At 55.9% G+C, this 20,678-nt stretch carries 19 protein-coding genes; 8 read left to right on the top strand and 11 right to left on the bottom strand.

The genetic code is table 11. The annotated features are described in order from the left end of the window. The first annotated feature begins 40 nt into the window (after positions 1 to 40). Positions 41 to 424 carry a DUF805 domain-containing protein gene (locus A3850_RS18730; protein WP_068221175.1) on the top strand — a complete coding sequence of 128 codons (384 nt, stop codon included), beginning with the start codon at positions 41 to 43 and terminating at the stop codon, positions 422 to 424. Between the two features lie 84 nt (positions 425 to 508). On the opposite strand, the gene A3850_RS18735 is transcribed toward A3850_RS18730, so the two are convergent. From A3850_RS18735 to A3850_RS18765, 7 genes are all read right to left on the bottom strand, one after another. Next, on the bottom strand, positions 509 to 1,606 hold the full coding sequence (locus A3850_RS18735) for an alkene reductase (protein WP_068220860.1): 1,098 nt from the start codon (positions 1,604 to 1,606) through the stop codon (positions 509 to 511). Between the two features lie 159 nt (positions 1,607 to 1,765). Next, complete coding sequence (locus A3850_RS18740; RefSeq protein WP_068220863.1) at positions 1,766 to 2,524, bottom strand: zinc ribbon domain-containing protein; 759 nt, start codon at positions 2,522 to 2,524, stop codon at positions 1,766 to 1,768. Positions 2,525 to 2,643: 119 nt separating this feature from the next. Further along, a complete protein-coding gene (locus A3850_RS18745) occupies positions 2,644 to 3,435 on the bottom strand; it encodes a Nif3-like dinuclear metal center hexameric protein (RefSeq protein WP_068220866.1) in 792 nt (263 codons plus the stop codon). Positions 3,436 to 4,064: 629 nt separating this feature from the next. After that, positions 4,065 to 4,571: a D-glycero-beta-D-manno-heptose 1-phosphate adenylyltransferase gene (rfaE2, locus tag A3850_RS18750; RefSeq protein WP_068220869.1), complete on the bottom strand. Its 507-nt coding sequence runs from the start codon at positions 4,569 to 4,571 to the stop codon at positions 4,065 to 4,067. Positions 4,572 to 4,779: 208 nt separating this feature from the next. Next, a complete protein-coding gene (locus A3850_RS18755; protein ID WP_068220871.1) occupies positions 4,780 to 5,730 on the bottom strand; it encodes a DUF4097 family beta strand repeat-containing protein in 951 nt (316 codons plus the stop codon). Between the two features lie 38 nt (positions 5,731 to 5,768). Beyond that, positions 5,769 to 6,371 carry a hypothetical protein gene (locus A3850_RS18760; RefSeq protein ID WP_068220874.1) on the bottom strand — a complete coding sequence of 201 codons (603 nt, stop codon included), beginning with the start codon at positions 6,369 to 6,371 and terminating at the stop codon, positions 5,769 to 5,771. Continuing rightward, entirely contained in the window at positions 6,368 to 6,937 is a 570-nt protein-coding gene (locus A3850_RS18765; RefSeq protein WP_082921963.1) for an RNA polymerase sigma factor, read from the bottom strand. The genes A3850_RS18760 and A3850_RS18765 overlap by 4 nt, the downstream gene beginning before the upstream one ends. Before the next feature lie 382 nt (positions 6,938 to 7,319). On the opposite strand from A3850_RS18765, the gene A3850_RS18770 reads away from it, so the two are divergent. From A3850_RS18770 to A3850_RS18780, 3 genes are all read left to right on the top strand, one after another. Next, positions 7,320 to 7,796: a cytidine deaminase gene (locus A3850_RS18770; RefSeq protein ID WP_068220878.1), complete on the top strand. Its 477-nt coding sequence runs from the start codon at positions 7,320 to 7,322 to the stop codon at positions 7,794 to 7,796. A gap of 89 nt (positions 7,797 to 7,885) precedes the next feature. Next, positions 7,886 to 9,190 carry an OmpA family protein gene (locus A3850_RS18775; RefSeq protein WP_068220881.1) on the top strand — a complete coding sequence of 435 codons (1,305 nt, stop codon included), beginning with the start codon at positions 7,886 to 7,888 and terminating at the stop codon, positions 9,188 to 9,190. Between the two features lie 62 nt (positions 9,191 to 9,252). Next, the gene (locus A3850_RS18780) at positions 9,253 to 11,400 is read left to right on the top strand and encodes an outer membrane beta-barrel protein (RefSeq protein ID WP_068220884.1); all 2,148 of its coding nucleotides are present in this window, start codon (positions 9,253 to 9,255) and stop codon (positions 11,398 to 11,400) included. 141 nt (positions 11,401 to 11,541) lie between these two features. Here the strand turns inward: A3850_RS18780 and A3850_RS18785 are convergent, their stop codons facing one another. From A3850_RS18785 to A3850_RS18795, 3 genes are all read right to left on the bottom strand, one after another. Next, entirely contained in the window at positions 11,542 to 12,528 is a 987-nt protein-coding gene (locus tag A3850_RS18785; RefSeq protein WP_068214173.1) for an IS3 family transposase, read from the bottom strand. Continuing rightward, the gene (locus A3850_RS18790; RefSeq protein ID WP_068214175.1) at positions 12,525 to 12,926 is read right to left on the bottom strand and encodes a transposase; all 402 of its coding nucleotides are present in this window, start codon (positions 12,924 to 12,926) and stop codon (positions 12,525 to 12,527) included. The genes A3850_RS18785 and A3850_RS18790 overlap by 4 nt, the downstream gene beginning before the upstream one ends. 457 nt (positions 12,927 to 13,383) lie before the next feature. Further along, positions 13,384 to 14,322, bottom strand: coding sequence for a D-2-hydroxyacid dehydrogenase (locus A3850_RS18795; RefSeq protein ID WP_197494116.1), 939 nt, complete (start codon positions 14,320 to 14,322; stop codon positions 13,384 to 13,386). 307 nt (positions 14,323 to 14,629) lie between these two features. Here A3850_RS18795 and A3850_RS18800 point away from each other — a divergent pair, with 307 nt between their 5' ends. The 4 genes from A3850_RS18800 (at position 14,630) to A3850_RS18815 (ending at position 20,109) form a co-directional block, all read left to right on the top strand. After that, positions 14,630 to 15,205: a CvpA family protein gene (locus A3850_RS18800; protein WP_068220886.1), complete on the top strand. Its 576-nt coding sequence runs from the start codon at positions 14,630 to 14,632 to the stop codon at positions 15,203 to 15,205. A 155-nt stretch (positions 15,206 to 15,360) separates the two neighbouring features. After that, positions 15,361 to 17,178, top strand: coding sequence for an OstA-like protein (locus A3850_RS18805; RefSeq protein ID WP_068220889.1), 1,818 nt, complete (start codon positions 15,361 to 15,363; stop codon positions 17,176 to 17,178). 90 nt (positions 17,179 to 17,268) lie between these two features. Beyond that, positions 17,269 to 18,039 (top strand): tetratricopeptide repeat protein, encoded by a 771-nt coding sequence (locus A3850_RS18810; protein WP_068220892.1) that lies wholly within the window; start codon positions 17,269 to 17,271, stop codon positions 18,037 to 18,039. Positions 18,040 to 18,318: 279 nt separating this feature from the next. Further along, a complete protein-coding gene (locus A3850_RS18815) occupies positions 18,319 to 20,109 on the top strand; it encodes an ABC transporter ATP-binding protein (protein WP_068220895.1) in 1,791 nt (596 codons plus the stop codon). A 302-nt stretch (positions 20,110 to 20,411) separates the two neighbouring features. Here the strand turns inward: A3850_RS18815 and A3850_RS18820 are convergent, their stop codons facing one another. Beyond that, on the bottom strand, positions 20,412 to 20,603 hold the full coding sequence (locus tag A3850_RS18820; RefSeq protein ID WP_068221189.1) for a cold-shock protein: 192 nt from the start codon (positions 20,601 to 20,603) through the stop codon (positions 20,412 to 20,414). Positions 20,604 to 20,678 lie beyond the last annotated feature (75 nt).

Raw genomic sequence — 20,678 nt, forward strand, 5'->3', positions numbered from 1 at the left:
ACCCCCTTCATCATCAAACTAGAAACACACAACTACTATGATCGAATATTTTAAGTTAGCACTGAGTAAGTACGCTCAGTTTACGGGCCGCTCGCGGCGGAGTGAGTACTGGTACTTCACGTTGGTCAACGTGATCATCAGCTTTGTCATCGGTATACTTGCCACCGTTATATCAGACTCCATTTCCTACCTCGGTAACCTGATCAGCCTGGCGCTCTTCATTCCTGGCCTTGCCGTAGCCGTCCGCCGTCTGCACGACGTTGGCCGCAGTGGTTGGTGGCTATTGATAGCCTTCACGGGTATCGGTATCTTCGTACTGCTCTACTGGTACATCCAGGATAGCGAACCCGGCAGTAACGAATACGGCCCCAACCCCAAGACTGGTGCTACCGCCGAGGACGTTGGCCGCCACTTGGTGGACTAAGTTTAAGACTACAAAAACAAAAACCCGACTACGCTTACGTGTAGTCGGGTTTTCTGTTTTTGAGAATGGTCTAAGTGGAAATTACTACGCAGGGGTCTCTTCTGCCATGGTAGGGTAATCGATGTACCCTTCTGGGCCAGGAGTGTAAAAGGTTTCCTGTTCGGGAAGTTGGAGCTTGTGGGCACCGAAAAAGCGGTCGACCAAATCCGGGTTGGAGATGAAGGGGCGGCCGAAGGCAACCAGGTCCGCTTTGCCGGCTTCGATATCGTCCCCGGCTTCGGTAGCATCGTAGTTACCGCACAGGATAACGGGGCCACCAAAAGCTTCCTTGATCTTGGTTTTGATGGAAGACGGCACGGCGGGGGCACCCAGACCAGAGTGGTCCACTACGTGCATGTACACCAATCCAGTCTCCTTCATCAGTTTGGCCAGGCGGACGTGGGTTTCCTCCACGGAATCGAACTCGCCCATTTCGCCGAAAACGCCGTAGGGACTGACACGCATTCCTACTCGATCGCCACCGATGCGGGCGACAACGGCTTCGGCCACGTTGCGAACGAAGCGCAGGCGGTTTTCTACGGAGCCGCCGAACTGGTCGTCGCGGCGGTTGGTACCGGGGTGGAGGAATTGCTCCAGCAAGTAACCGTTGGCGGCGTGCAGTTCGACGCCGTCAAACCCCGCATCGATGGCGAGTTGGGCGCAGTCGGCGTATTCCCGGACGGCTTCCGTGATGTCCGCAATCGTCATGGGCGTAGCGAGAGGGATGGGTAGTTCACCCTTACCGTCTACGTACATTTTGGTCTGCTCCATCGCAACGGCGCTGGGTGCGAGGACGCGACCGCCGGCGGGTAGATTATCCGGGTGGGTCACGCGGCCGGTGTGCATGATCTGAAGAAAAATCTTTCCGCCGTTATCGTGGACGGCTTTCGTCACTAGTTCCCATCCAGCTACCTGCTCGGACGAAAAGCAACCGGGGATACGAGGATAGCCGAGCCCGTTGGGGCTGGGGGAAGTCCCCTCCGTAATGATGAGGCCAGCACCGGCGCGCTGGCCGTAGTACAGGGCCATCATTTCGTTTGGAACGTTGCCGACGGCGCGGCTGCGGGTCAGGGGTGCCATGACAATACGGTTCCGTAGTTCAGACTTACCGAGTGCAATGGGAGAAAATAACTGGTTGGGCATGGTAGGATAGTTTTGAATGCCTTCCCGTAACGGGATGACCAAGCGGGATGTTGAGTAGCCTGCTCGTTGAAGCGTTGGGTTGAGCCACTACGAAAGAACCCCATCCGAAACAGTTCCGGATGGGGTTCTTTAGATTAACCTTATGGGTTGCAGCTTAGCTTAAGCTTCCTCCACGCGATCTTCTTCAATGTTGTCGTCGACGAGGATACGGTTGCAGTGCTCACAGATCATGACGCGCTTACGCTGGCTGATCTCCAACTGCTGCTGAGGTGGGATGGAGTTGAAGCAACCACCACAAGCATTCCGCTCTACGGTTACAACGGCGAGGCCATTGCGGTAGGAGTTGCGGACGCGATCGTAACCCCGCAGGAAGCGTGCTTCGATGGGCTTGCGTTGCTTGTCGGACTGGCGGCGAAGTTTCTTCTCTTCCTTTTCCGTCTTGGCGATGATGGCCTTGAGTTCTTCCTGCTTTGTTTCGAGGAGGGCGACTTTGGCGGTTTTCTTTTCGTTCGTGGCGTCGAGAGCAGCTTGCTTCGTCTCAAGTTCGCGGCCGCTAGAGCCGGACTTCTTATCGGAGAGTTGGATCTCCAGGCGCTGCATTTCGGTCTCCTTCATGAGTGCCTCGTACTCGCGGTTGTTCTTGACGTTATTCATCTGCTCCTCGTAGCGGAGGATGAGCTGCTCGGATTCGGCGATGTTGGCGCTGTGGCGGCTGATCTCCGTCTGGAGTTCTTTCACTTGGCCTTCGAGGCGATTGATGCGGGTGTCGAGGCCGGCGATCTCATCTTCGAGGTCAGACACTTCCATGGGAAGTTCTCCTTTGAGGATCTCGATCTGGTCGATCTTGGAGTCGATCTGCTGCAGGCGGTACAGCTCGCGCATTTTTTCTTCTACCGTCTTTTCGGTTGCTACTGCCATAGTTGGTCTGTTAGTTCGTTAGTCTGATGGTGCGAAAGTCACCGCTGGGGGTGCGGTCCCGCCGGAAGCGGAGTCAGAGAGGTATAAGTTCTTTACTGACGACTGTTGAGGCAATTTCCCTACACGAAATACCGAACGGGATTGGTGTTTCGCTCCGTGCAAAGAACCGCAAAGGTAGGGAATTTCTCAGTTAACAACTCCGCCAGTAATTGGGTTGTAAACTGCTCGCTTTCGTAGTGGCCAATATCGCAGATGATGATTTCCCCATCCGCGTCGAAGAACTCGTGGTATTTATAGTCGGAGGTGACAAAAACATCCGCTCCAACTGCTTTGGCGCGGTCGAGTAGGAAGCCCCCCGCCCCACCGCAGATGGCTACTTTGGCTACGGGTTGGCCGGCTAGTTCCGTGTGCTTGATGGTGCCCGTTTTCATCTGTGCTTTGAGGTGGCGGAGAAAAACTTCCTCCGAGAGTGGATCCGGCAGCTCGCCCACCATGCCCGAGCCTACGGTGCCCTCTTCATTTTTGGGGCTGAGGATTTCCAGATTCGTGAGGCCCAGCACTTCGGCGATCTTGGCGTTCACCCCCCGGTTGCGGACATTATCCAGGTTGGTATGGATGGCGTAGATGGCTACCCCTTCCTGTATAGCCTTGATGATGGTCCGTTCCACGTAGTTGGCCCCGTTGAATTTCTTTAGCCCGCGGAAAACGATGGGGTGGTGAGCAACGACGAGGTTACAGCCTTTTTCCACGGCTTCTTCGATGATGGTTTCGGTGCAGTCCAGCGTAGTAAGGATACCGGTTACTTTGGTGGTGGGGTTACCTACGATGAGGCCGGCATTGTCGTAGGATTCTTGCAGGTTTAGGGGGGCGATGGATTCTAGGTAGTCCGTGATGGTTTTTATGGTGTGCATGTTGCTTTGCTGGAGTTGTTTAGTTGTTGAAGGAATAATGGCTGCCGTATCACTTAGGTTGCCTCGCTATTTTTTGTGGCCTGGATTTAGCGGCTCCCGGGAGTGTGGCCTTTAGGCCAAACCTAGTGGATTTGTCTGCTATCTCGTCTAGCACTTCTTTTGTGATCACCACTTAGTAGCAGCGCAGCTAAAAGAAGCAAAAGTCTTGTCTGTTGCAGGTGGCTTAACACGAAATGCTACTGGCTCCCGGCCTCCAGGCCGGGCTCTAGTGTTTTGCTGTGCTATCTCGTCTAACACTTCTTTTGTAGCCACCACACAGTAGCAGCGAAGCTAAAAGCAGCAAAAGCTTTGTCCTGTGACCGTGGCTTAACGCGCTTTCAGCGGCAGAAAGCTAAAATTTGCCAACTCGCCAATCGACGGTGGTTCCAAGCATTGAATCTACCGTTTACACTAGACAATAGCTTTTGCATTCAATTGGCGGCTGCTCACACAGTGCAAATTTCTTCACGCTTTCTGCCGCTGAAATCACTACCACGGTCAAGGGACGGATTACTTTGAGGCTGCTATCTATCTTCTAAAATCTAGCATCTAAAGTCCCCGTCCAAGACTTCAGGTATCCCGTCTAAAATCTAACTTCTAAGATCTAAAGTCCTACCTACCCGCTCAATCACCCCCGAAGAGCTCAACCCATCTACGAAAGAAAGGACCTTTACTTCGCCACCCCACGACTGAACTTCCTTGGCGCCAACGATGGTATCAACGGTATAGTCGCCACCCTTGACGAGGACGTCGGGGCGGAGGGTTTTGATGAGTTCGAGGGGGGTGTCCTCGTCGAAGGCGATGACGCCATCTACGAAGAAGAGGCCGGCCAGGAGGCGCATCCGGGCTTCGAGGGGCATGATGGGGCGGTCGTCACCCTTGAGGCGCTTTACGCTGGCGTCAGAATTGACCCCGACGATGAGGCGGACGCCCAGGCCCGCCGCTTCCTCTAGGTACTGGAGGTGGCCGGGGTGGATGAGGTCAAAAACGCCATTGGTGAAGACCGTTTTATGGTCGTAGCAACGCCATCCGCAACGGCGTTGGGAGAGTTGTTCGAGGGTTAACAGCTTGTCTTGTACTAGTTGGGCGGGCGTCATGGGTGACGAAGGTAGTCCCGTAAATTGACGTGACCAATTTGCGAATTTTCGCTACGGTAAACCCTTAATAACCAACGGAATACAGCACCTACGGGCAGGTCTTTCGCTGCGGGGTCTCGTCCCAATTCCCATTTCATCGCACCTGCGGCAGCGCCCAATGTCGATTCGTGTTTAAACGCCCGATCTATAAGGGTAATCGGGTCTTAGCCTAAAAGCGGGATTTACTCAATTCCTTCGTCTGCTTGGCCAGGTAAAGATCGCCAAAAGTGACGCTGGCCGTGATGGTACCTCGGCGCTCGGTGACCGGACGGATGGCCACGCGGCGGACCTCCGTGGTTTGCTCCAACTCCATCACCTTCAGGCCCTCGGGGAGCCGAAGATTTCCGTTGTTGAGGTTGAAATCGTAAGCCAAGCCCTCTACGTTGAGGGGCTCGTAGATGTGGACGTCCGACTTATCCGCCGTAATGCGCAGGTCCCGCATCGCAGCGTTGGGGCTGATGTTGAGCTCGCCGTACTGCGCGTTGATGGTGAAGGTGCCGCCCACGTCGAGTAGACTGATGTCGGAACGGCGGGAGTTGATGACGACGTTGCCGTCGATACGCTCACCACTGATGTCGCCAAAACGGGTGCGGATGTCGAGCAGACCGTGGACGTTATCGATGTTGATGGCCGAATACTCGCCGTTAATCCGTAGCTGGTTCCGGAGATTGGAGATCGTCGCGCCCCCGAAGTGGCTTTTGAGGTAGACGGGACACTCCTCCGGCAGGGTGATGTAGTAGTGAATCGTGAGTTCACTGGATGCATTATAGGTCTTGTCCTTGAGGTTATTCTTTAGGAAGATCTTATCGCCGGCGGCTTCGGCGACGTAAGCCAGGTTTTCGAGATCCTGCTGGGCGCTTTCGAGGGTAGCGTGGCGGGCGGTCATGACGATCTTGACCTCGATCTCCTGCTTATCCCAGGTTTCCACGAAGATCTCCGCCTTTTCACCTTCCACGGCGAGTTCGCGGCCAGGGGTGTATTTGTAGGTATCCTCGATGGTTTTGCTCACCACTTCCCGGTAAGCATTGGCCGTCTGGGCGTGCAGGCTCCCCGCACTTCCAAAGGGAAGGAATGCACAGAGGGAGGGCAGCAAAGTAAACAGGAAGAATACGGTACGCATGCGGTTTGGTTAGCGGGCTGAGGAAGAGGGCGGAGCCGTTAGATGCGCACGATGATGCGGCGGTAGATCTCACTCCGGTCGCGCTCGATGGCGGCGAGTTGGCGCACGACTGCGGGGTCGTCTCCGTAAGCGACGAGGACGGCTTTGACCTCCTCTTTGGCTTCCGTAAGCTCCTCCAGTTCCATACGCATCGTATTGAGCTCAGGCTCGTTGATGGCTTCCAGTTGGGCGAGTACCCTGGCGAAACTTTCTTCGTCGTCGTCCCAATCCTGCACGGGCTGGGTGCTCGGAGCGACTTCCTTATTGAAAGCGTAGGTGACGGTCGGTCCGCCATCCGCGGTAGCAACCGTGTAAGCGATCCCCAGAGTCAGCAGGAATGCGGCGGCAACGGAAAGCCAGCGGAGCGGTAGTTTGCGGAGAGGCCTAGTAACGGTCGCTGCGGGTTGCGGGGCAGCTTCCGCGCGGGAAAGCTCCTCGGCCAGGCCGTTCCAGACCGCCGGGGGTGGTTGGTAGGAGGGCAATCGGTCGCCGAGGGACGGCGTCAGCTGCCGATCGATTTCCCGCCATACACCGGGTGCGGGGTCGTGCTGGGGAAGGGCGTTCAGCCCATCGTGCAGGGTACGTTTATTCAGCTCCTTCATACGTAATGGCGCAGGTATTCGCGCAGTTTTTTCTTGGCGTAAAAGAGTTGGCTCTTGCTGGTGCCGGTGGTGATATTAAGCATTTCGGCGACCTCCTTGTGCTTGTAGCCTTCCACTTCGATTAGGACGAATACGGCCCGGTAACCATCGGGTAACTTGGCGATAGCTTTTTCGAGGTACTCGGTATCGAGGGCGGAGGTGCCCCAGTCAAGTTCTTCGTCCGCGTGGTTGAGCGGCAGGTCCTCCATGATCTTGCGGCTCCGCAATTTGTTGAGGGCCGTGCGCACGATGACGACCTTCATCCAAGCACCCACCGTAGAATCGCCGCGGAACGTATCCAGCTTCTGGAAGACCTTGAGGAAGCCTTCCTGCAGGGCGTCGTTGGCGGAATCAAAATCGCCGCAGATCCGGTAGCAGGCCGTGTACATCGCCCGGGAGTAGCGGTCGTAGAGTTCTTTTTGCGCGCGCCGGTCCTGGCGGCGGCAGGCGGCAACGAGTTCTTTTTCAGTCATGCGGGCCGGGGTCGGTGCGGAAAACGTCGGGCCGCGGTTTACGGAAAGCTTCATGTCAACGTGGAGTGTAAGGTAAGGAGGTGGGCCCTCCTTTAACGGTTGGTTGGTGGGGTTGATTATTTTGGGGGCCGCCACCTTTAAACCAAGCCGGACGCTCGCGGGACCTCCTGCGTCGGACGCCACGAGGACCTGCAGATTTCGGTAGCTGAATAATTCTCTCGACTCTTATAGCTCCTCGTAGCGTCGATTCTATTGTAGCGCAGCGGAAATAGAATCGTCCTGCGAGCGTGCGGCCAAACACACTACCAGACGCTCGCAGAACCTCCGGCGTCCGCCCCCCCGCGCACGTCTAAGATCTAATGCACGGAGTACTGCGAAGCAAATCCAACTTCTAACGTCTTCTCCACCTTACCTTAATCCCCCCAACCACCACCCCATGCCAAAACTCACCATCGAGTACCAGTCCTACCCCTCCCCTAGTGAGCTACCGGTGGCCGACCAGGAATTACTGGAAGCAGCGACCGCCGCGCTCCCTAACAGCTACTCGCCTTATTCCAAATTCCGGGTGGGCGCCGCGGCCTGCCTGCAGGACGGCACCATCGCTACGGGTTGGAATACCGAGAACGCCGCCTACCCCATGTGCCTCTGCGCGGAGCCGGCCGCCCTCGCCGCAGCGGCCAATTTGCGGCCGGGGATGCCCGTCGTAGCCATGGCCATTACCGTCAAAAGCAACGGGCAGGTAGTTGATAGCCCGGCCTCTCCCTGTGGCTCCTGCCGGCAGCAACTTAGCGAGCACGAGGCGCGGTTCGGCCATCAAATGCGGTTGATCCTACGGGGAGAAAACGGGCCGGTTTACGAGCTCCGTTCCGCTTCCGACCTGTTACCCTTCGGATTTTCGGCTGATCTACTTTAAAAAATAGTAATCGTCAAGGCAGTGAACACCGGTCTGCATGCAGGGTATTATCACAAATTGTCTACCTTGGCCTGCCTACTTTTACACTCATGAAGCTAATACCTACGCTGCTCGCAGCGCTTTTCCTCCTGGGCCCCGTGGCCCTTTCCGCACAGGACTGCCCTTCCTGCGGTGAGGAAGTGAAACTTTCTACGGACGAACTGAAGTCCCTGGCCCGCAAAATGGCTGAGTTACGGGCCCGCCGCGTCGCTCAGTACCAACAGCAGATGGCCTTGTGGCAGCAGTACAACTATTATCAGCAACAACAAGCGGGCGCTGCCGCAGGTGCTCAGCAAGGACCGGGTACGGTACGTAGGGAAATGAACGTAAGGATCGATACCCGGGGAGGTGTGGAAACGGACACCATCATCACCATCGACGAAAATTTCAACGAGGATACGACGATCATCGTCCGCAACATCGCTCCTCCACCGCCGCCCACCGTGGCAGATGATGGCAGGCTCGACGCGGAAATGGAAGCCCTCCGCCAACGCCTCGACCGCCAGGAAGAACTCCTCCTTCAAATTCGGGACGCCAACCTGATGGCCAAATCCGCCCCCGCAAAACGGGACACCGTCATTGAACGGATTCTGACGAACGACGACCCCGATCGCCTCACGCGCACGGACCTTCGCCGCCTCTCCGATGAGATGGGCGAGATGAACCGCGAGATCGCTCGCCTCCGCAATCAAGTGCAGGTAGAAGAAAATCGCCGCCGCCGCGCCGAGGACCGGATGGAAGACGTCCTGCGCGACAACCGCAACGCCATCCGCAGCAATAACCGCAATGATCGGGATACGCGCATCGCCGTCCAACCCAACGTTCAGCCGGACCGCCGGGTACGGGAGCCCGTCGTGATTCGGGATACCGTATTTGTGGATCGTACTGCTCCCGCCCGGGTCGATACCGTCGTCCAAACCGTAGCCGCCGAGCCGGAGATCCGGACCATCCGTGACACGGTCGTTCAGACCCAGGACCGGATCGTGACGGAAGAAGTCGTCCGCACCGAAACCGTCCAATTGGCGGCGAAGGAGCCCATCAGTTTCCCGACCGTATTCTTCGACAACAACTCCGCTACCCTGAACACCAACCACCGGAACATCATCGCTACGATGATCGAAGACATGGAGAACAAGGGAAGCTACAACGTCCGGCTTACCGGCTATGCCAGCCGGAGTGGCAATGCGGACTACAACCAGCAACTAAGCGCCCGCCGCGCGGAAGCCGTTAAACAAGGGCTCGTGAATATGGGGATTTCCCCCAACCGCATCCGTCTCGTCGCTGGAGGTATTGACTTCCAGGCTACAACACCCGCCGCCGGCCGCCGGGTTGAAATTCAGGCCATCCCACAGTAAACCAACAACTACATCTCCCAGTCTCCCCGGAGGCTACTCTCAGCTAAGAATAACCTTTGAATATGAACATCAAGCACTACGCAAAATCGTTCTTCCTCCTGCTGGCGCTTGGCGCTGGTTGCGGGTTGAACGCTCAGGTGAACGGTCTGTCTTACACCCTTCAACCAACGATCAACTACAATATTTTCGACGACCAGTCCGCACTCGATAATGGCATCATGTACGGTGGACGATTGGGATTGGGCTTCGGCCAGAACGTGGAACTGCGCGCGCTGTACATGCGCTCCGCTTCCCAAAACACCAACTTCAGCAACTTCGACTTCGATGATTTCGACTTCATGGGTGACGAACTCGGTGACCGGGATATCGACCTGACCCGTTACGGTGGTGAAGTAAAACTGAACCTTTCCCGCGGTAAGCTCCTCCCCTACCTGACGGTCGGTGCCGGCATTCAGGAATTTGCACTGGACGGTGGTGACTTCGACGATCTGGAAAGCGAAACGATCTACGCCGCGGGTGGCCTCGGGGTGACCTTCAGCTTCCTCGACCGCTTCACGCTGAACCTCGAAGCCCGCAACACTTCCTACAACCAGAACGCCATCCAGAACCTCGTCCTGGCTGATGACCGTGACCGGATCAACCTCGACCCGAAAAACTTCACGGCGGACCGGCTTTACAACTGGTCCTTCGGTGCCGGCCTGGAGTTCTACCTCGGTGGCCGCCGCCCCGGCACCCTTTCTGCGGTTGACCAGGCTTACTCCGAGACCTTTGGTAACGGCTTCCGCAACGTCAGTCTCCTCGTAGAGCCTACGCTCGGTAACGTGAACTGGGATGATGCCCTTCCCTACCAAGACACTTACTTCGGTGGTGCCAGCCTTGGTTTGGACTTTGGCCCCCTCGTCGGAGCCCGCGTCTTTTACTACCGTTCCATGGAGGATGGCGACGTCAACTTTGATTTTGACGACCTCTCCATGTACGGTGCCGATTTCCGTTTCCGCTTCAGTAGCGTGACGACCGGCCTCTCCCCCTTCCTGACGGTAGGTGGTGGTTACATCGACGTGCAAGATGACTACCTCGACCGCAACGGTGAGTTCGGCCAGGCACCCAGCCAGGGCTTTGCTTCCGGTGGTGGTGGTATCTCCCTCAACATCACGCGTAACTTCCGTCTGACGGGCACCTACCGCGCCCTCCTCACAACGGGTAGCGACATCGAGAACGTCAACACGACCGACCAAATTCGTACCTCCAACCAGTGGACGGCAGGTATCAACCTCGCCTTCGGTAAGAAAGCCGCACGCCCCGACGCCGTGTTCAGCAGCACCGCCGACGCCCGCGTCCGCGCCCAGCAGAACGCCGACCAGGCCCGCATGCAGGCCGCCCTCGCCAAGCAGGCCCAGGAAAACAAGGACGCGACGAATCAACTCCGCGCCGACTACGAAATGCGGATGGATGACCTCCGCGCTGAACTCGCTCAGGCCGAGATCGATCAGGACACCGCCCTCGTTGCCGAACTCGAAGAAGAACTTGACGAAGCCGAAGAGGTCGTCGCTGAACTCGAGGACCGCTCCGAAGAGTACGACGAAACCATCGCCCAAGCCCAAGCTAATCAGGCGGCTCTTCTCGACGAAGCTGCCACCATCCAACAGAACACCGCACCTGCGGCAGCGCCCGCATCCAACGGCCGCATCAGCCTTACTCCGGCTGAACTAGAAGGCCTCATCGAAGAGATCTTCGAAGGCATCAACGCCGGCATGAACATGATGCCCGCCCCCCCGATGATGGGTGGCCAGCCAATGATGATGCCCGGAGGTGAATTCGGAATGGCGACCGATACCGCCCGCATCAACCAAATGGAGCGTGAAATCGCCGATCTGAAAGCCGCCATGGGTGAAATGACGGAATTGCAGAAAGAGGAACGCGAACTGAACGCCGCTGCCCGCGAGGAGAACAAAGAGGAACTCCGGAAGGAAATGAACGAGTCCACGAAATCCATCCTCACCGCCATTCAGGACATGCGCAGCGAGATCCGCCAGGAGCTCGACAACAAGTCCAACATGAGCGACAAGGAGCGCAAGCAGATCAACAAAGCCGCCGCCGACGAAGCCGCGAAAGCCGCCAAGGAAGCTGAAAAAGCAGCGAAGGAAGCCCAGCGGGCCGCCGAGAAAGCCGCTAAAAAAGCGGAGAAGGAAGCGAAGAAGGGGAATAACTAATTCTCGCCCTATTTGCTTTGAAAGCCCGGTTACTCGTTGAGTGGCCGGGCTTTTTTGATGACTTTAGACGTTAGATTTTAGATTTTGGACGGGGTGTGCCTAACCAAATAGCGTTGACAGATTAATAATGAAGTCGCGCCATTACGCACGACGGTTTTTAAATTTTTCCTCAGTTAGGTACTTGACACCGGCGGGGAGTATTTGCCCACGCCCCTCACGGGCATACTTGCCGGGCGTGGGTAAATACTTCACGACGGTTGGGCACAGGTCTTCATTCACCCCCTGGCCGTCCTTGATCAAGAGCGCATAGCGGTAGCCTGGCTGATCCGATCGCCAGCCGGCCACAAAGGCTTTGGGACTGCTTCGCAACGGCAACCTTCCGTGGATCCGTTTGGTATTATAGTGCTTCACGGCTCTGTTTACCAGGCGCTTTAGCTGGTCAAAGTCTTTGGGTTGCCAGTGGTCGAGGTACTCTTGTTTGATCACACCGTTGAGGCGTTCAGCGTAAGCATTGTCCAGCGCTACGTCGCACATACTACTTGAGATGCCTCTGCTACGCAGTCGTTCGACGAACTGACGACTACGATACTGCGAACCACCATCGCTGTGGAAGATGAGACCCTGTAGATCTGACTGACCACACTGGCGAAAAGCGCTTTCCAAGGCAGCGATGTTTGCCGTTGCCAGTAGGTGTTTGCTCGTATGGACACCTACGATCTGACGGCTATAAACGTCAATGATGAAGGTGATGTAGTAAAAGCTATTGTTGATGCGATAGTACGTCGTATCGCTCTGCCATACTTGGTTAACCCCATTGATAATCAGTTCTTTAATTAAATTAGGATAGCGATAGGACCCCGATCGGGTTACCCGCACGTAGTTGCGTTTACGGACTAGGGCATAGCCACGCCGGGTCATCTCACGGCAGAATGCGTTGCGCGAGATATGCCGCGGCCGTAGCATACTCCAGGCTTTCTGTAGGCCCAGGCCGGGGTGTTCTCTGCGCAACAGTTTTAACTGAGACTCAGCTCCGTTCATGGCATCCTCGTACTTAGCTCGGCGCTTCCAAAAAGCAGCGTGAGCTTGTCGACTAACGCCCAAGGCTAAATAGATCGTTTGCTTCGTCATTGGCTCTTCTTTTTGCTCGAAGAGTCGGCTGAGCGCAGTGTGGAAGCAGCTTTTTTTTTGAACTCCGGCATCTCCTCTTCGTAAATGGCCAGCATTCTCGTTTTGTGGTCAAGTTGAATGGCCATCCGACCGAGGAGGGCTTGCTGTTCGGCGAGCTGACGTTGCAGTTCTGCAAGCTTAGCAGTTTGACTATTGGGGACTTCGACGATAACGGCATTCTTCTTGGCCATGCTACTGTATTTAGCGATCCAGTTGTAGATCGTTTGATAAGATACGCCGTAAAGCTGGACCATTTGCTTGACACTAAAGGTGCCCTCCTCAAAATCTTTGACGCGGGCTCGTTTGAAGCACTCGCCGTAGCGCTTGGTGGGACGGATCTTCCGATTTTTTGTTGACATTTCGATGCATTGGTGTCAACGTATTTGGTTTAGGACAGGGTACCTGATACCGTCGTAGTTTATCCGTCCCTTGCAGGTGGTAGTAAAATTTCTTCGGATTAGCGTTAAGAACGCTGCACTGTTCGAGCTGATACAGTTTATGAATGAAACCCAAATTGATGCAACCGCAAATCGCCGCCTGAAAATAAGTCGTTGAGCGAGTTTAGCTTCGCTGATCGTCGTACCTCCTCTGAGTTGCAGCGTTTAGCTAATCCGAAGAAATTTTGCGTTAAGCCACCTGCACAGGACAAGAATTTTGCTTCTTTTAGCTGCGCTGCTACTGCGTGGTCTTCTGAAAAGAAGTGCTAGGCGAGAAAGCTTAGAAGGCTAAAAGCCCGGCCTGGAGGTCGGGAGCCGGAGAACAAAGAACCCGCTCATTCAACCAGAATGAGCGGGTTCTCTAAACAGGTAACTAAACTCACTTCGAAAAGTGGCCGTGAATCTTTTCAAACAACTCCGTACCAATGTTGTACTGCGCTTCTCCAGTCGCCGCCCCAATATGCGGCGTAACGCTGATCTGCGGGTGCTCCAGCAAATCCCGGCGGGGGTTGGGTTCACCGACAAAAACGTCGAGGGCGGCACCGCGGACTTTTCCTGATTCCAAAGCAGCCAACAGGGCATCTTCGTTGATGACGCCGCCGCGGCTGGTATTGGCGAGAATCACGCCATCCTTCATTTTGGCCAGCTCCGCTTCACCAATGAGGTTACCACCGGGAACGTGGATCGTGATGTAATCCGACTCTGCCAACATCTTTTCCATAGAGACTACCGGTACGTTGACGGTCACTTTCTGGCCGAGGAGGTCCAGTTCGATGTCTTCGCTCTCCTTAACGAGATCGACGGGGAGGACGTTCATGCCCAGGCCGATGGCGATGCGGGCGGCTTCCACACCGATGCGGCCAAACCCGAGGATGCCGAGAGTGCGGCCACGTAGTTGCTGGCCCTTCGCGTAAGCTTTCTTGAGGCCTTTGAAGTTGCTATCCGCCTGGCGCAGCTCGAAGTTGGAGCGCTGCACGTCGCGGCTCAGGGAGAAGAAGTGGGCGAAAACTAACTCCGCTACACTCGCGCTCGAAGCAGCTGGCGTATTGTAGGTAGGAATGCCCTTGGATTTGGCGTATTCGTGGTCGATGTTATCAATACCAACACCACCGCGGCAGATGGCTTTGAGGTTGGGGCTGGCATCAATCAGATCCTTCCGCACTTTGGTAGCGCTGCGAACGCAGATGACGTCGAAATCATTCAGTTTGGTCATCAATTCCTCCTGGGGGATGTGGTCGGTGACGACTTCGTAACCGGCGGTTTCCAGGGCTGCTTTTCCGTTGGGCGCAATGCCGTCGTTGGCGAGGATTCTGATCATGTTGGATTTTTTATGGGGAAATGAGGGGCAAAGAAACGGTTTTTCTACTGGGCGGGGTGTGGGAAAGCGGGGGGAATTACTACGCGCTGCGCGCTTGGCGTAACTGGTGGTTTGGTACTTTGGTGCTTTGGGCTGCCGCACATCACAGCGGCAGCCCAAAGTACCACCACGAAGTAGCAGCCTAGCTAAAGCACTAAAACACCCTCGGCAGGATCATCTTGACCTGGCTATCGCACGTCCCATCCTTCCCCAATTCAAAACGTTATCCTCTTACACGCCGTACCTTCGCACTCCCAAATCCACCAACATGGCTATTGACATCATCTGCCTGATTTTTGCCGCTTACGGATTTTACGTTGGCTACACGAAAGGCATCATTTCTACGGTACTGACGCTGGCGAGTTACGTCATCGGTTTACTGGCCGCCATGAAGTTTGGCCCGATTGCCGGAGATATGCTTTTCGAAAGCTTTCCGGCCGTGACCAAGGGCGGCAGCTTTTTGTTGGGGGTCGTCCTCGTCTTCTTTCTTACCCTACTCCTGTTCAAACTGGTGGCGCGGGGCCTGACGGGCTTTATGCAGACGGTCAACATCAACATCGTCAACCAGCTGCTGGGCGGTATCATTTCGGGGCTGTTCTTTGTCTTCGTGTTTTCCGGCCTCGTGCTGTTGGGCGACGGTAGCCGAATCATCACCAAGGAACTCCGCGATACCAGTATCACTTACGGGCCCATTACTCAGCTACGGGAAACCGTCTGGGAAAAGGGCAAGGGTCTCTTCCCCGTCTTCCGCGATTTCTACGACCAGGCCGTTGACTCCATGGACCGCATGCGCGACGGTATTGAACGCGGCGAAAACGACAGTATTTACGATATGGAAGAATGAGAAGGGGAGGCATCGCTGGTAAGGATTCGTTAAAGTTGAAAGCCAATCGTAACGAGCTATGAAGTGGCAGAGTCTATAGTCTGTAGTCTATAGTCATCCGTTCAAGCTCCAAACTATAGACTGCAGACTAAAGACTATAGACTCCAGACTATAAAATGCGCTATTACCTCATCCCCATACTCGCCCTCTTCCTCTGCACCCGCGGCAGCGCCCAGGTGACGCAACCCGAGCCGGTGGCCGAGAAGGAAGTGATCAGCATCGATCGGGCGGATGAGCTGCGGATGATCGGCCAGGGGAAGACTCAGGAGTTGGTCGGGAACGTGGAACTGAGCCAGGACAGCATCTTTATGTATGGCGATAGTGTCATCCTCGTCGGGGAGCAGCAGGTGTACGCTTACGATAACGTCACGATCCAGCAGGGAGACAGCCTGGCAGCTTTTTGTGACGTGCTTGACTACAACGCTGGAACGCTGTTGGCGGACCTGCGGGGAGACGTCGTCCTCAAGCGCGGCGAGACCGAACTCTATACCCAACGGCTCGATTACAACCTCGCCACCAAAGTGGCCACCTACCACAACGGCGGGCGCATCGTCCGGCAGGGAACGGAACTCAACAGCCGCCACGGCTACTACTACGCCGATGCCCGCGAAGTGTATTTCCGGGATAGCGTTGTAGTGGTGGACGACCGCTTCGAGATGCGCGCCGACACCCTGAAGTACGACCTGCTGAATGAAAAAGTATACTTCCTGGGGCCTACCGTCATCCGCACGGATACCCACCGGATTTACTGTGAATCGGGTTACTACGACGTGGCCAACGACGTGGCCGTTTTCGCCCAGAACGCCCAGTACAAAAGCGGTGAACGGGTGGCGGCGGCCGATACGATCAAGTACTTCGGGAAAGACGAAAACTACATCCTCGAGGGCGACGCCTACGTAGCCGAAGGCGACAACCAACGGGCGACGGGGGACCGGATCAACTACTTCCGCCGCCAGGATCGGTACGTACTGGAAGGCAACGCCTTCGTGCGGGATTCCACCCAAACCGTGACGGGTGATACGATTGATTACAACGCTAAGCAGGAGACCTACTCCGTGGCCGGCGGGCGACCCCGTGTCTCTGCCCCCCCGATGATCGTGGTGGCCGACCAATTGAATTCCGACCCCGAAAGTGGATTCTCCACGGCGCTCGGTAACGTGATCTGGCAGGACACCTCCGCCAACCTCATGATCGAGGCCGAGAACGCCCGCTACAACGAAAGCTCCGGCTACCTGAAAGCCACCGGTGGAATTCGTGGCCGCCCGCTGCTGACGTCGATCCTGGACCAGGATACCATGTGGATGTCGGCGGACACCCTGCTCTCCGTCCGGTCGGACAGCGTGGATACGCAGGGTGATACGGTGCGGTTCCTCTCCGCCTACAACGACGTACGCATCCTCAAATCGGATATCCAGGCCGTGTGTGACTCCCTGGGCTTCAATACGGTGGATAGCGTGCTTACCCTGTACCAAAACCCGGTCCTGTGGCAAGACACCAGCCAGCTAACGGGGGATACGATCGCCATTCTCTTTAAGGGGGAACAGCTCGACCGCGTCAAATTGCGCCGCAACGCCCTGGTCCTCACTTCGCCGGACCTCGTCTTTTTCAACCAAGTGAAGGGCAAGAACATCGTGGCCACCTTTGACGAATCCAGCCTCACCCGGACGGACGTGGTGGGTAACGCCGAGGCCATCTACTACATCCAGGACAAGGTGGGCGCTTACGTGGGCGTCAACAAAACCGCCTGCAGCTCGATGTCGCTGGATTTCCTGAACGGTGCCGTCCGTAAGATCCGCTTTCTGGATGCCCCGAGCGGCAAGATGGACCCGATGGGCGCGGTGAACCACGACGCCTTTAAGTTGGAAGGTTTCCGGTGGGAGGTGGCGCGGCGGCCTCGGGTGCTGGGGGATTTGTTTGGGGTGTTGTTGCGGTGACGCGCAGATGCCACAGTTAGCTTGAATAACGTAGCTTTGAGTTCGGCAAACATTTTTCCGCTAGCACCTTAAATACTGTAGGCAACTAACATGGTTTCAGCTCCTTTCCGATACCTCGTCGTGGTCGCAGTCCTACTCTTCGGATATACCGTTGTTGGCCAAAGTAACGCACTGGTTGAAGCCCGGGAAGCACTGACTTCAGGTAATCCAAGCGAAAAGATCTCCCTGCTCGACAGCCTCACTAAAACCAACACCCTCTCCCCCACCCTCTACCAGGCCCTGGGCAACGCCCACCACGATCGGGGAGAATACGGGAAGGCTATCCTCGCCTACGAGCGGGGGCTGCGGTTACAACCTGCCAATAAGGACCTAGCGAATAACTTGAAGTACGTCCGCGGCGAAGCGGGCATTGACCGGCCCATCATCAAAGAATTTTTCGGCGTCCGCTGGTGGCGCAGTTTTGGTGCCTGGGTGGGCGTCGCCGCCGCCAAGTGGATCGCGCTGCTGTGCTGGTCCCTCGCCGTTGCGGGAGCCGCCCTGTGGTACCTCCGCCGCGAGCAAATGGCGGAAACCCGGCGCTTCGCCCTGCTGCCCGCATCCGGTGTACTCCTGGCCCTAGCCTTCGTTTTTTACGTCCTGGGCTCCAGCCGCGCGGCTTACCTGGGAAATGACCGGGACGCCATTCTCACCGCCCGCTCCGCCGAACTCCGCGTTGCCCCCGGCCCGGACGCTACCCTCGAAGAAACCCTCACCGAAGGCCTCAAGGTCCGGATCCTGGACGAATTTGAATCCTACGTAAAAGTCTCCCTAGAAAACGGCCGCCAGGGCTGGCTAAGATCCGACGTAGTTGACATTATTTGACCACTAGTCCCGGAGGGGCGCCTATTGTAGCGAGGGGATGCTTCCCCTCGTTTTCGTTGACAATCGTTGCATCGGATGCTCCCCTCGTATTCGTTAAATATTGTTGCAGGTATGCTTCCCCCCATTTTCGTTTCCCCTCTTATTCGTTGAATATTGTTGCAGGGGATGGTTCCCCTCGTTTTCGTTTCCCCACATATCCGTCTCCCCTCACACACCCCCCGCAAAACTATGCCCCTCCCTCCGCGTTAACCGAGGACCAAATCACCCCACCCACCCAGCGTGCGCGAACTACAATACCTCAACAAATTTTTCTGGCGCTACCGTGGCCGTTTGCTCCTGGGGATCATCTTCATTTGTACCTCTAATTATTTCCAGGTCCTGCAGCCACAGGTGATTCGGGAGGCGCTTGATCTCGTGGTCGAGCACCTGAATAATTACCAGATGTACGAAGGCTTCGGAGCGGTCCGTGACCAGTACTTTGGCGTCCTGAGTCACACGTTGATGTTGTTCGGTGGCCTTGTCTTCGTCCTCGCCTTAATGATGGGTTTTTTCCTGTACCTGACGCGGCAAACCATCATCGTGATGTCCCGCCTCATCGAGTATGACCTGCGTGAGGTGATCTTTGACCACTACCAGGAACTGAGCCTCGACTTCTACAAACGGAACAACACCGGTGATCTGATGAACCGGATCACGGAGGACGTCAACAAGGTGCGGATGTACCTGGGGCCGGCCATCATGTATTGCGCGAATTTGATCTCTACCATCGCGCTGGTGGTCTACGCGATGCTAAAGGTTAGCCCTACTTTGACTTTATACACGCTGATACCGCTCCCATTGCTGGCCATCAGTATTTACTACGTGAGTAACATCATCCACACTCGCTCGACCTTTATTCAGCAGCAGTTATCGAAGCTGACGAGTATTGCTCAGGAGGTGTTCAGTGGTATCCGCGTCGTAAAGAGTTACGTTCGGGAACAGCAGCAGGTGGCCTACTTCTCCGAGGAAAGTGATAAGTACAAGGAGATGAGCATGGACCTGGCTAAGGTGGATGCCTGGTTCTTTCCCCTCATGGTATTTATGGTAGGGGCCAGCACAATTCTGACCGTTTACGTCGGTGGCCTCCAGGTGGTGGCCGGGAACATCTCAGCGGGTAACATCGCCGAGTTCGTCATCTACGTCAATATGCTAACGTGGCCCGTCACGGCCATCGGCTGGATCGCCAGTATCGTTCAGCAAGCCGCCGCCAGCCAGAAACGGATCAACGAATTTTTGAGCTCCAAAACGAGCATCGTCGACCCCGCGCCGGAGGAGGATCACGCCCTACGTGGGGAGATCACTTTTGAGCGGGTAGCCTTTACCTACCCGGATACGGGTATCGAAGCCATCAAGGAGGTAGATTTCCACCTGCGGGCCGGCGAAAAACTGGCCATCATTGGCCGCACCGGCTCCGGTAAAACGACCATCGCCGACCTGCTTGTCCGCATGTACGACGTCACCAAAGGGCGTATCCTTATTGACGGCAAAGACATCCGCGAAATTGGCCTGGCCAATCTGCGCCGCCGCATCGGCCTCGTACCGCAGGACGTCTTTTTATTTTCGGACACCATCCACAACAACATCGCTTTCGGTGCCGACCACGACCCCTCACGCGAGGAAGTCACTCAGTTCGCCGAGTACGCGGCGGTCAAGGATGACATCGAAAATCTACCGTTAGGATTCGACGCCATGGTGGGCGAACGCGGCGTCACACTTTCAGGCGGCCAGAAGCAACGCGTCAGCATTGCCCGTGCCCTCATCAAGCATCCCGATATCGTCATCCTGGATGATTCCCTTTCCGCCGTAGACACCAATACGGAGCAGCAGATCCTCGGCTACTTCAACGAAGCACTGGCGGATAAGACCTCCATCATCATCACCCACCGCATCTACGGCCACCTCAAGTTCGATAAGATCATCGTCCTGGAAGACGGCCGTATCGCCGAGATGGGTACCCACGAAGAGCTCATCGAAAATGGCGGCTACTACTCGGAGGTGGTGGAGCGGCAGATGGCGGAGGAGGTGGAATGATTGGCGATTTGCTTCGCAGTACTTCGTGCACTCGATTCTCGATAAGTGAGGACTGATTTCGCTACCGCACGGCTTTGTCGCACTGCGTGCTTCCGCCGGTATCATAGTGAAGGTTATATCCTTACATAGTTTATCTAGGTATCGTAACCGAGCGAAGCGAGAGTAACTGCGGTAGCGCGGAGCGAAGCGACTGTAACAGCGGTAGCCAATCAGTCCTCGCCAATCGAGAATCGAGTATCGAGAATCAGAAAGCCCCACCTGCAAACTGCAAGCGGGGCTTTTCAAATCGGATGTTATTGCTATTAGACAACTTTCACATCAACTGCATTCAGACCTTTACGGCCTTCTTCCACGGTGTAGGAGACTTTGTCGCCTTCGCGGATGTCGTCGATGAGGTCATTGGCGTGAACGAACACGTCTTTGCCCCCGTCGTCGGGAGTGATGAAGCCAAAACCTTTGGCGTTGTTGAAGAATTTAACGGTTCCCTCGCTCATGTTCATGATATTTAGGGGGTGACTAAGAGGCTGCAAGGTAGGCGCAGAAAAGTCGGTAATCTCTTTATCCACCGT

Source organism: Lewinella sp. 4G2, from assembly GCF_001625015.1.
Lineage (GTDB): Bacteria > Bacteroidota > Bacteroidia > Chitinophagales > Saprospiraceae > Neolewinella.

Bases quoted from the DNA above. Each gene is read 5' to 3' on its own strand.
- A3850_RS18760 (WP_068220874.1), bottom strand. From the start codon at position 6,371: ATGAAGGAGCTGAATAAACGTACCCTGCACGATGGGCTGAACGCCCTT.
- A3850_RS18820 (WP_068221189.1), bottom strand. From the start codon at position 20,603: ATGAGCGAGGGAACCGTTAAATTCTTCAACAACGCCAAAGGTTTTGGC.
- A3850_RS18785 (WP_068214173.1), bottom strand. From the start codon at position 12,528: ATGACGAAGCAAACGATCTATTTAGCCTTGGGCGTTAGTCGACAAGCT.
- A3850_RS18765 (WP_082921963.1), bottom strand. From the start codon at position 6,937: ATGAAGCTTTCCGTAAACCGCGGCCCGACGTTTTCCGCACCGACCCCG.
- A3850_RS18790 (WP_068214175.1), bottom strand. From the start codon at position 12,926: ATGTCAACAAAAAATCGGAAGATCCGTCCCACCAAGCGCTACGGCGAG.
- A3850_RS18795 (WP_197494116.1), bottom strand. From the start codon at position 14,322: ATGATCAGAATCCTCGCCAACGACGGCATTGCGCCCAACGGAAAAGCA.
- A3850_RS18735 (WP_068220860.1), bottom strand. From the start codon at position 1,606: ATGCCCAACCAGTTATTTTCTCCCATTGCACTCGGTAAGTCTGAACTA.
- rfaE2 (WP_068220869.1), bottom strand. From the start codon at position 4,571: ATGACGCCCGCCCAACTAGTACAAGACAAGCTGTTAACCCTCGAACAA.
- A3850_RS18810 (WP_068220892.1), top strand. From the start codon at position 17,269: ATGGTTTCAGCTCCTTTCCGATACCTCGTCGTGGTCGCAGTCCTACTC.
- A3850_RS18805 (WP_068220889.1), top strand. From the start codon at position 15,361: ATGCGCTATTACCTCATCCCCATACTCGCCCTCTTCCTCTGCACCCGC.
- A3850_RS18755 (WP_068220871.1), bottom strand. From the start codon at position 5,730: ATGCGTACCGTATTCTTCCTGTTTACTTTGCTGCCCTCCCTCTGTGCA.
- A3850_RS18740 (WP_068220863.1), bottom strand. From the start codon at position 2,524: ATGGCAGTAGCAACCGAAAAGACGGTAGAAGAAAAAATGCGCGAGCTG.
- A3850_RS18800 (WP_068220886.1), top strand. From the start codon at position 14,630: ATGGCTATTGACATCATCTGCCTGATTTTTGCCGCTTACGGATTTTAC.
- A3850_RS18745 (WP_068220866.1), bottom strand. From the start codon at position 3,435: ATGCACACCATAAAAACCATCACGGACTACCTAGAATCCATCGCCCCC.
- A3850_RS18780 (WP_068220884.1), top strand. From the start codon at position 9,253: ATGAACATCAAGCACTACGCAAAATCGTTCTTCCTCCTGCTGGCGCTT.
- A3850_RS18775 (WP_068220881.1), top strand. From the start codon at position 7,886: ATGAAGCTAATACCTACGCTGCTCGCAGCGCTTTTCCTCCTGGGCCCC.
- A3850_RS18770 (WP_068220878.1), top strand. From the start codon at position 7,320: ATGCCAAAACTCACCATCGAGTACCAGTCCTACCCCTCCCCTAGTGAG.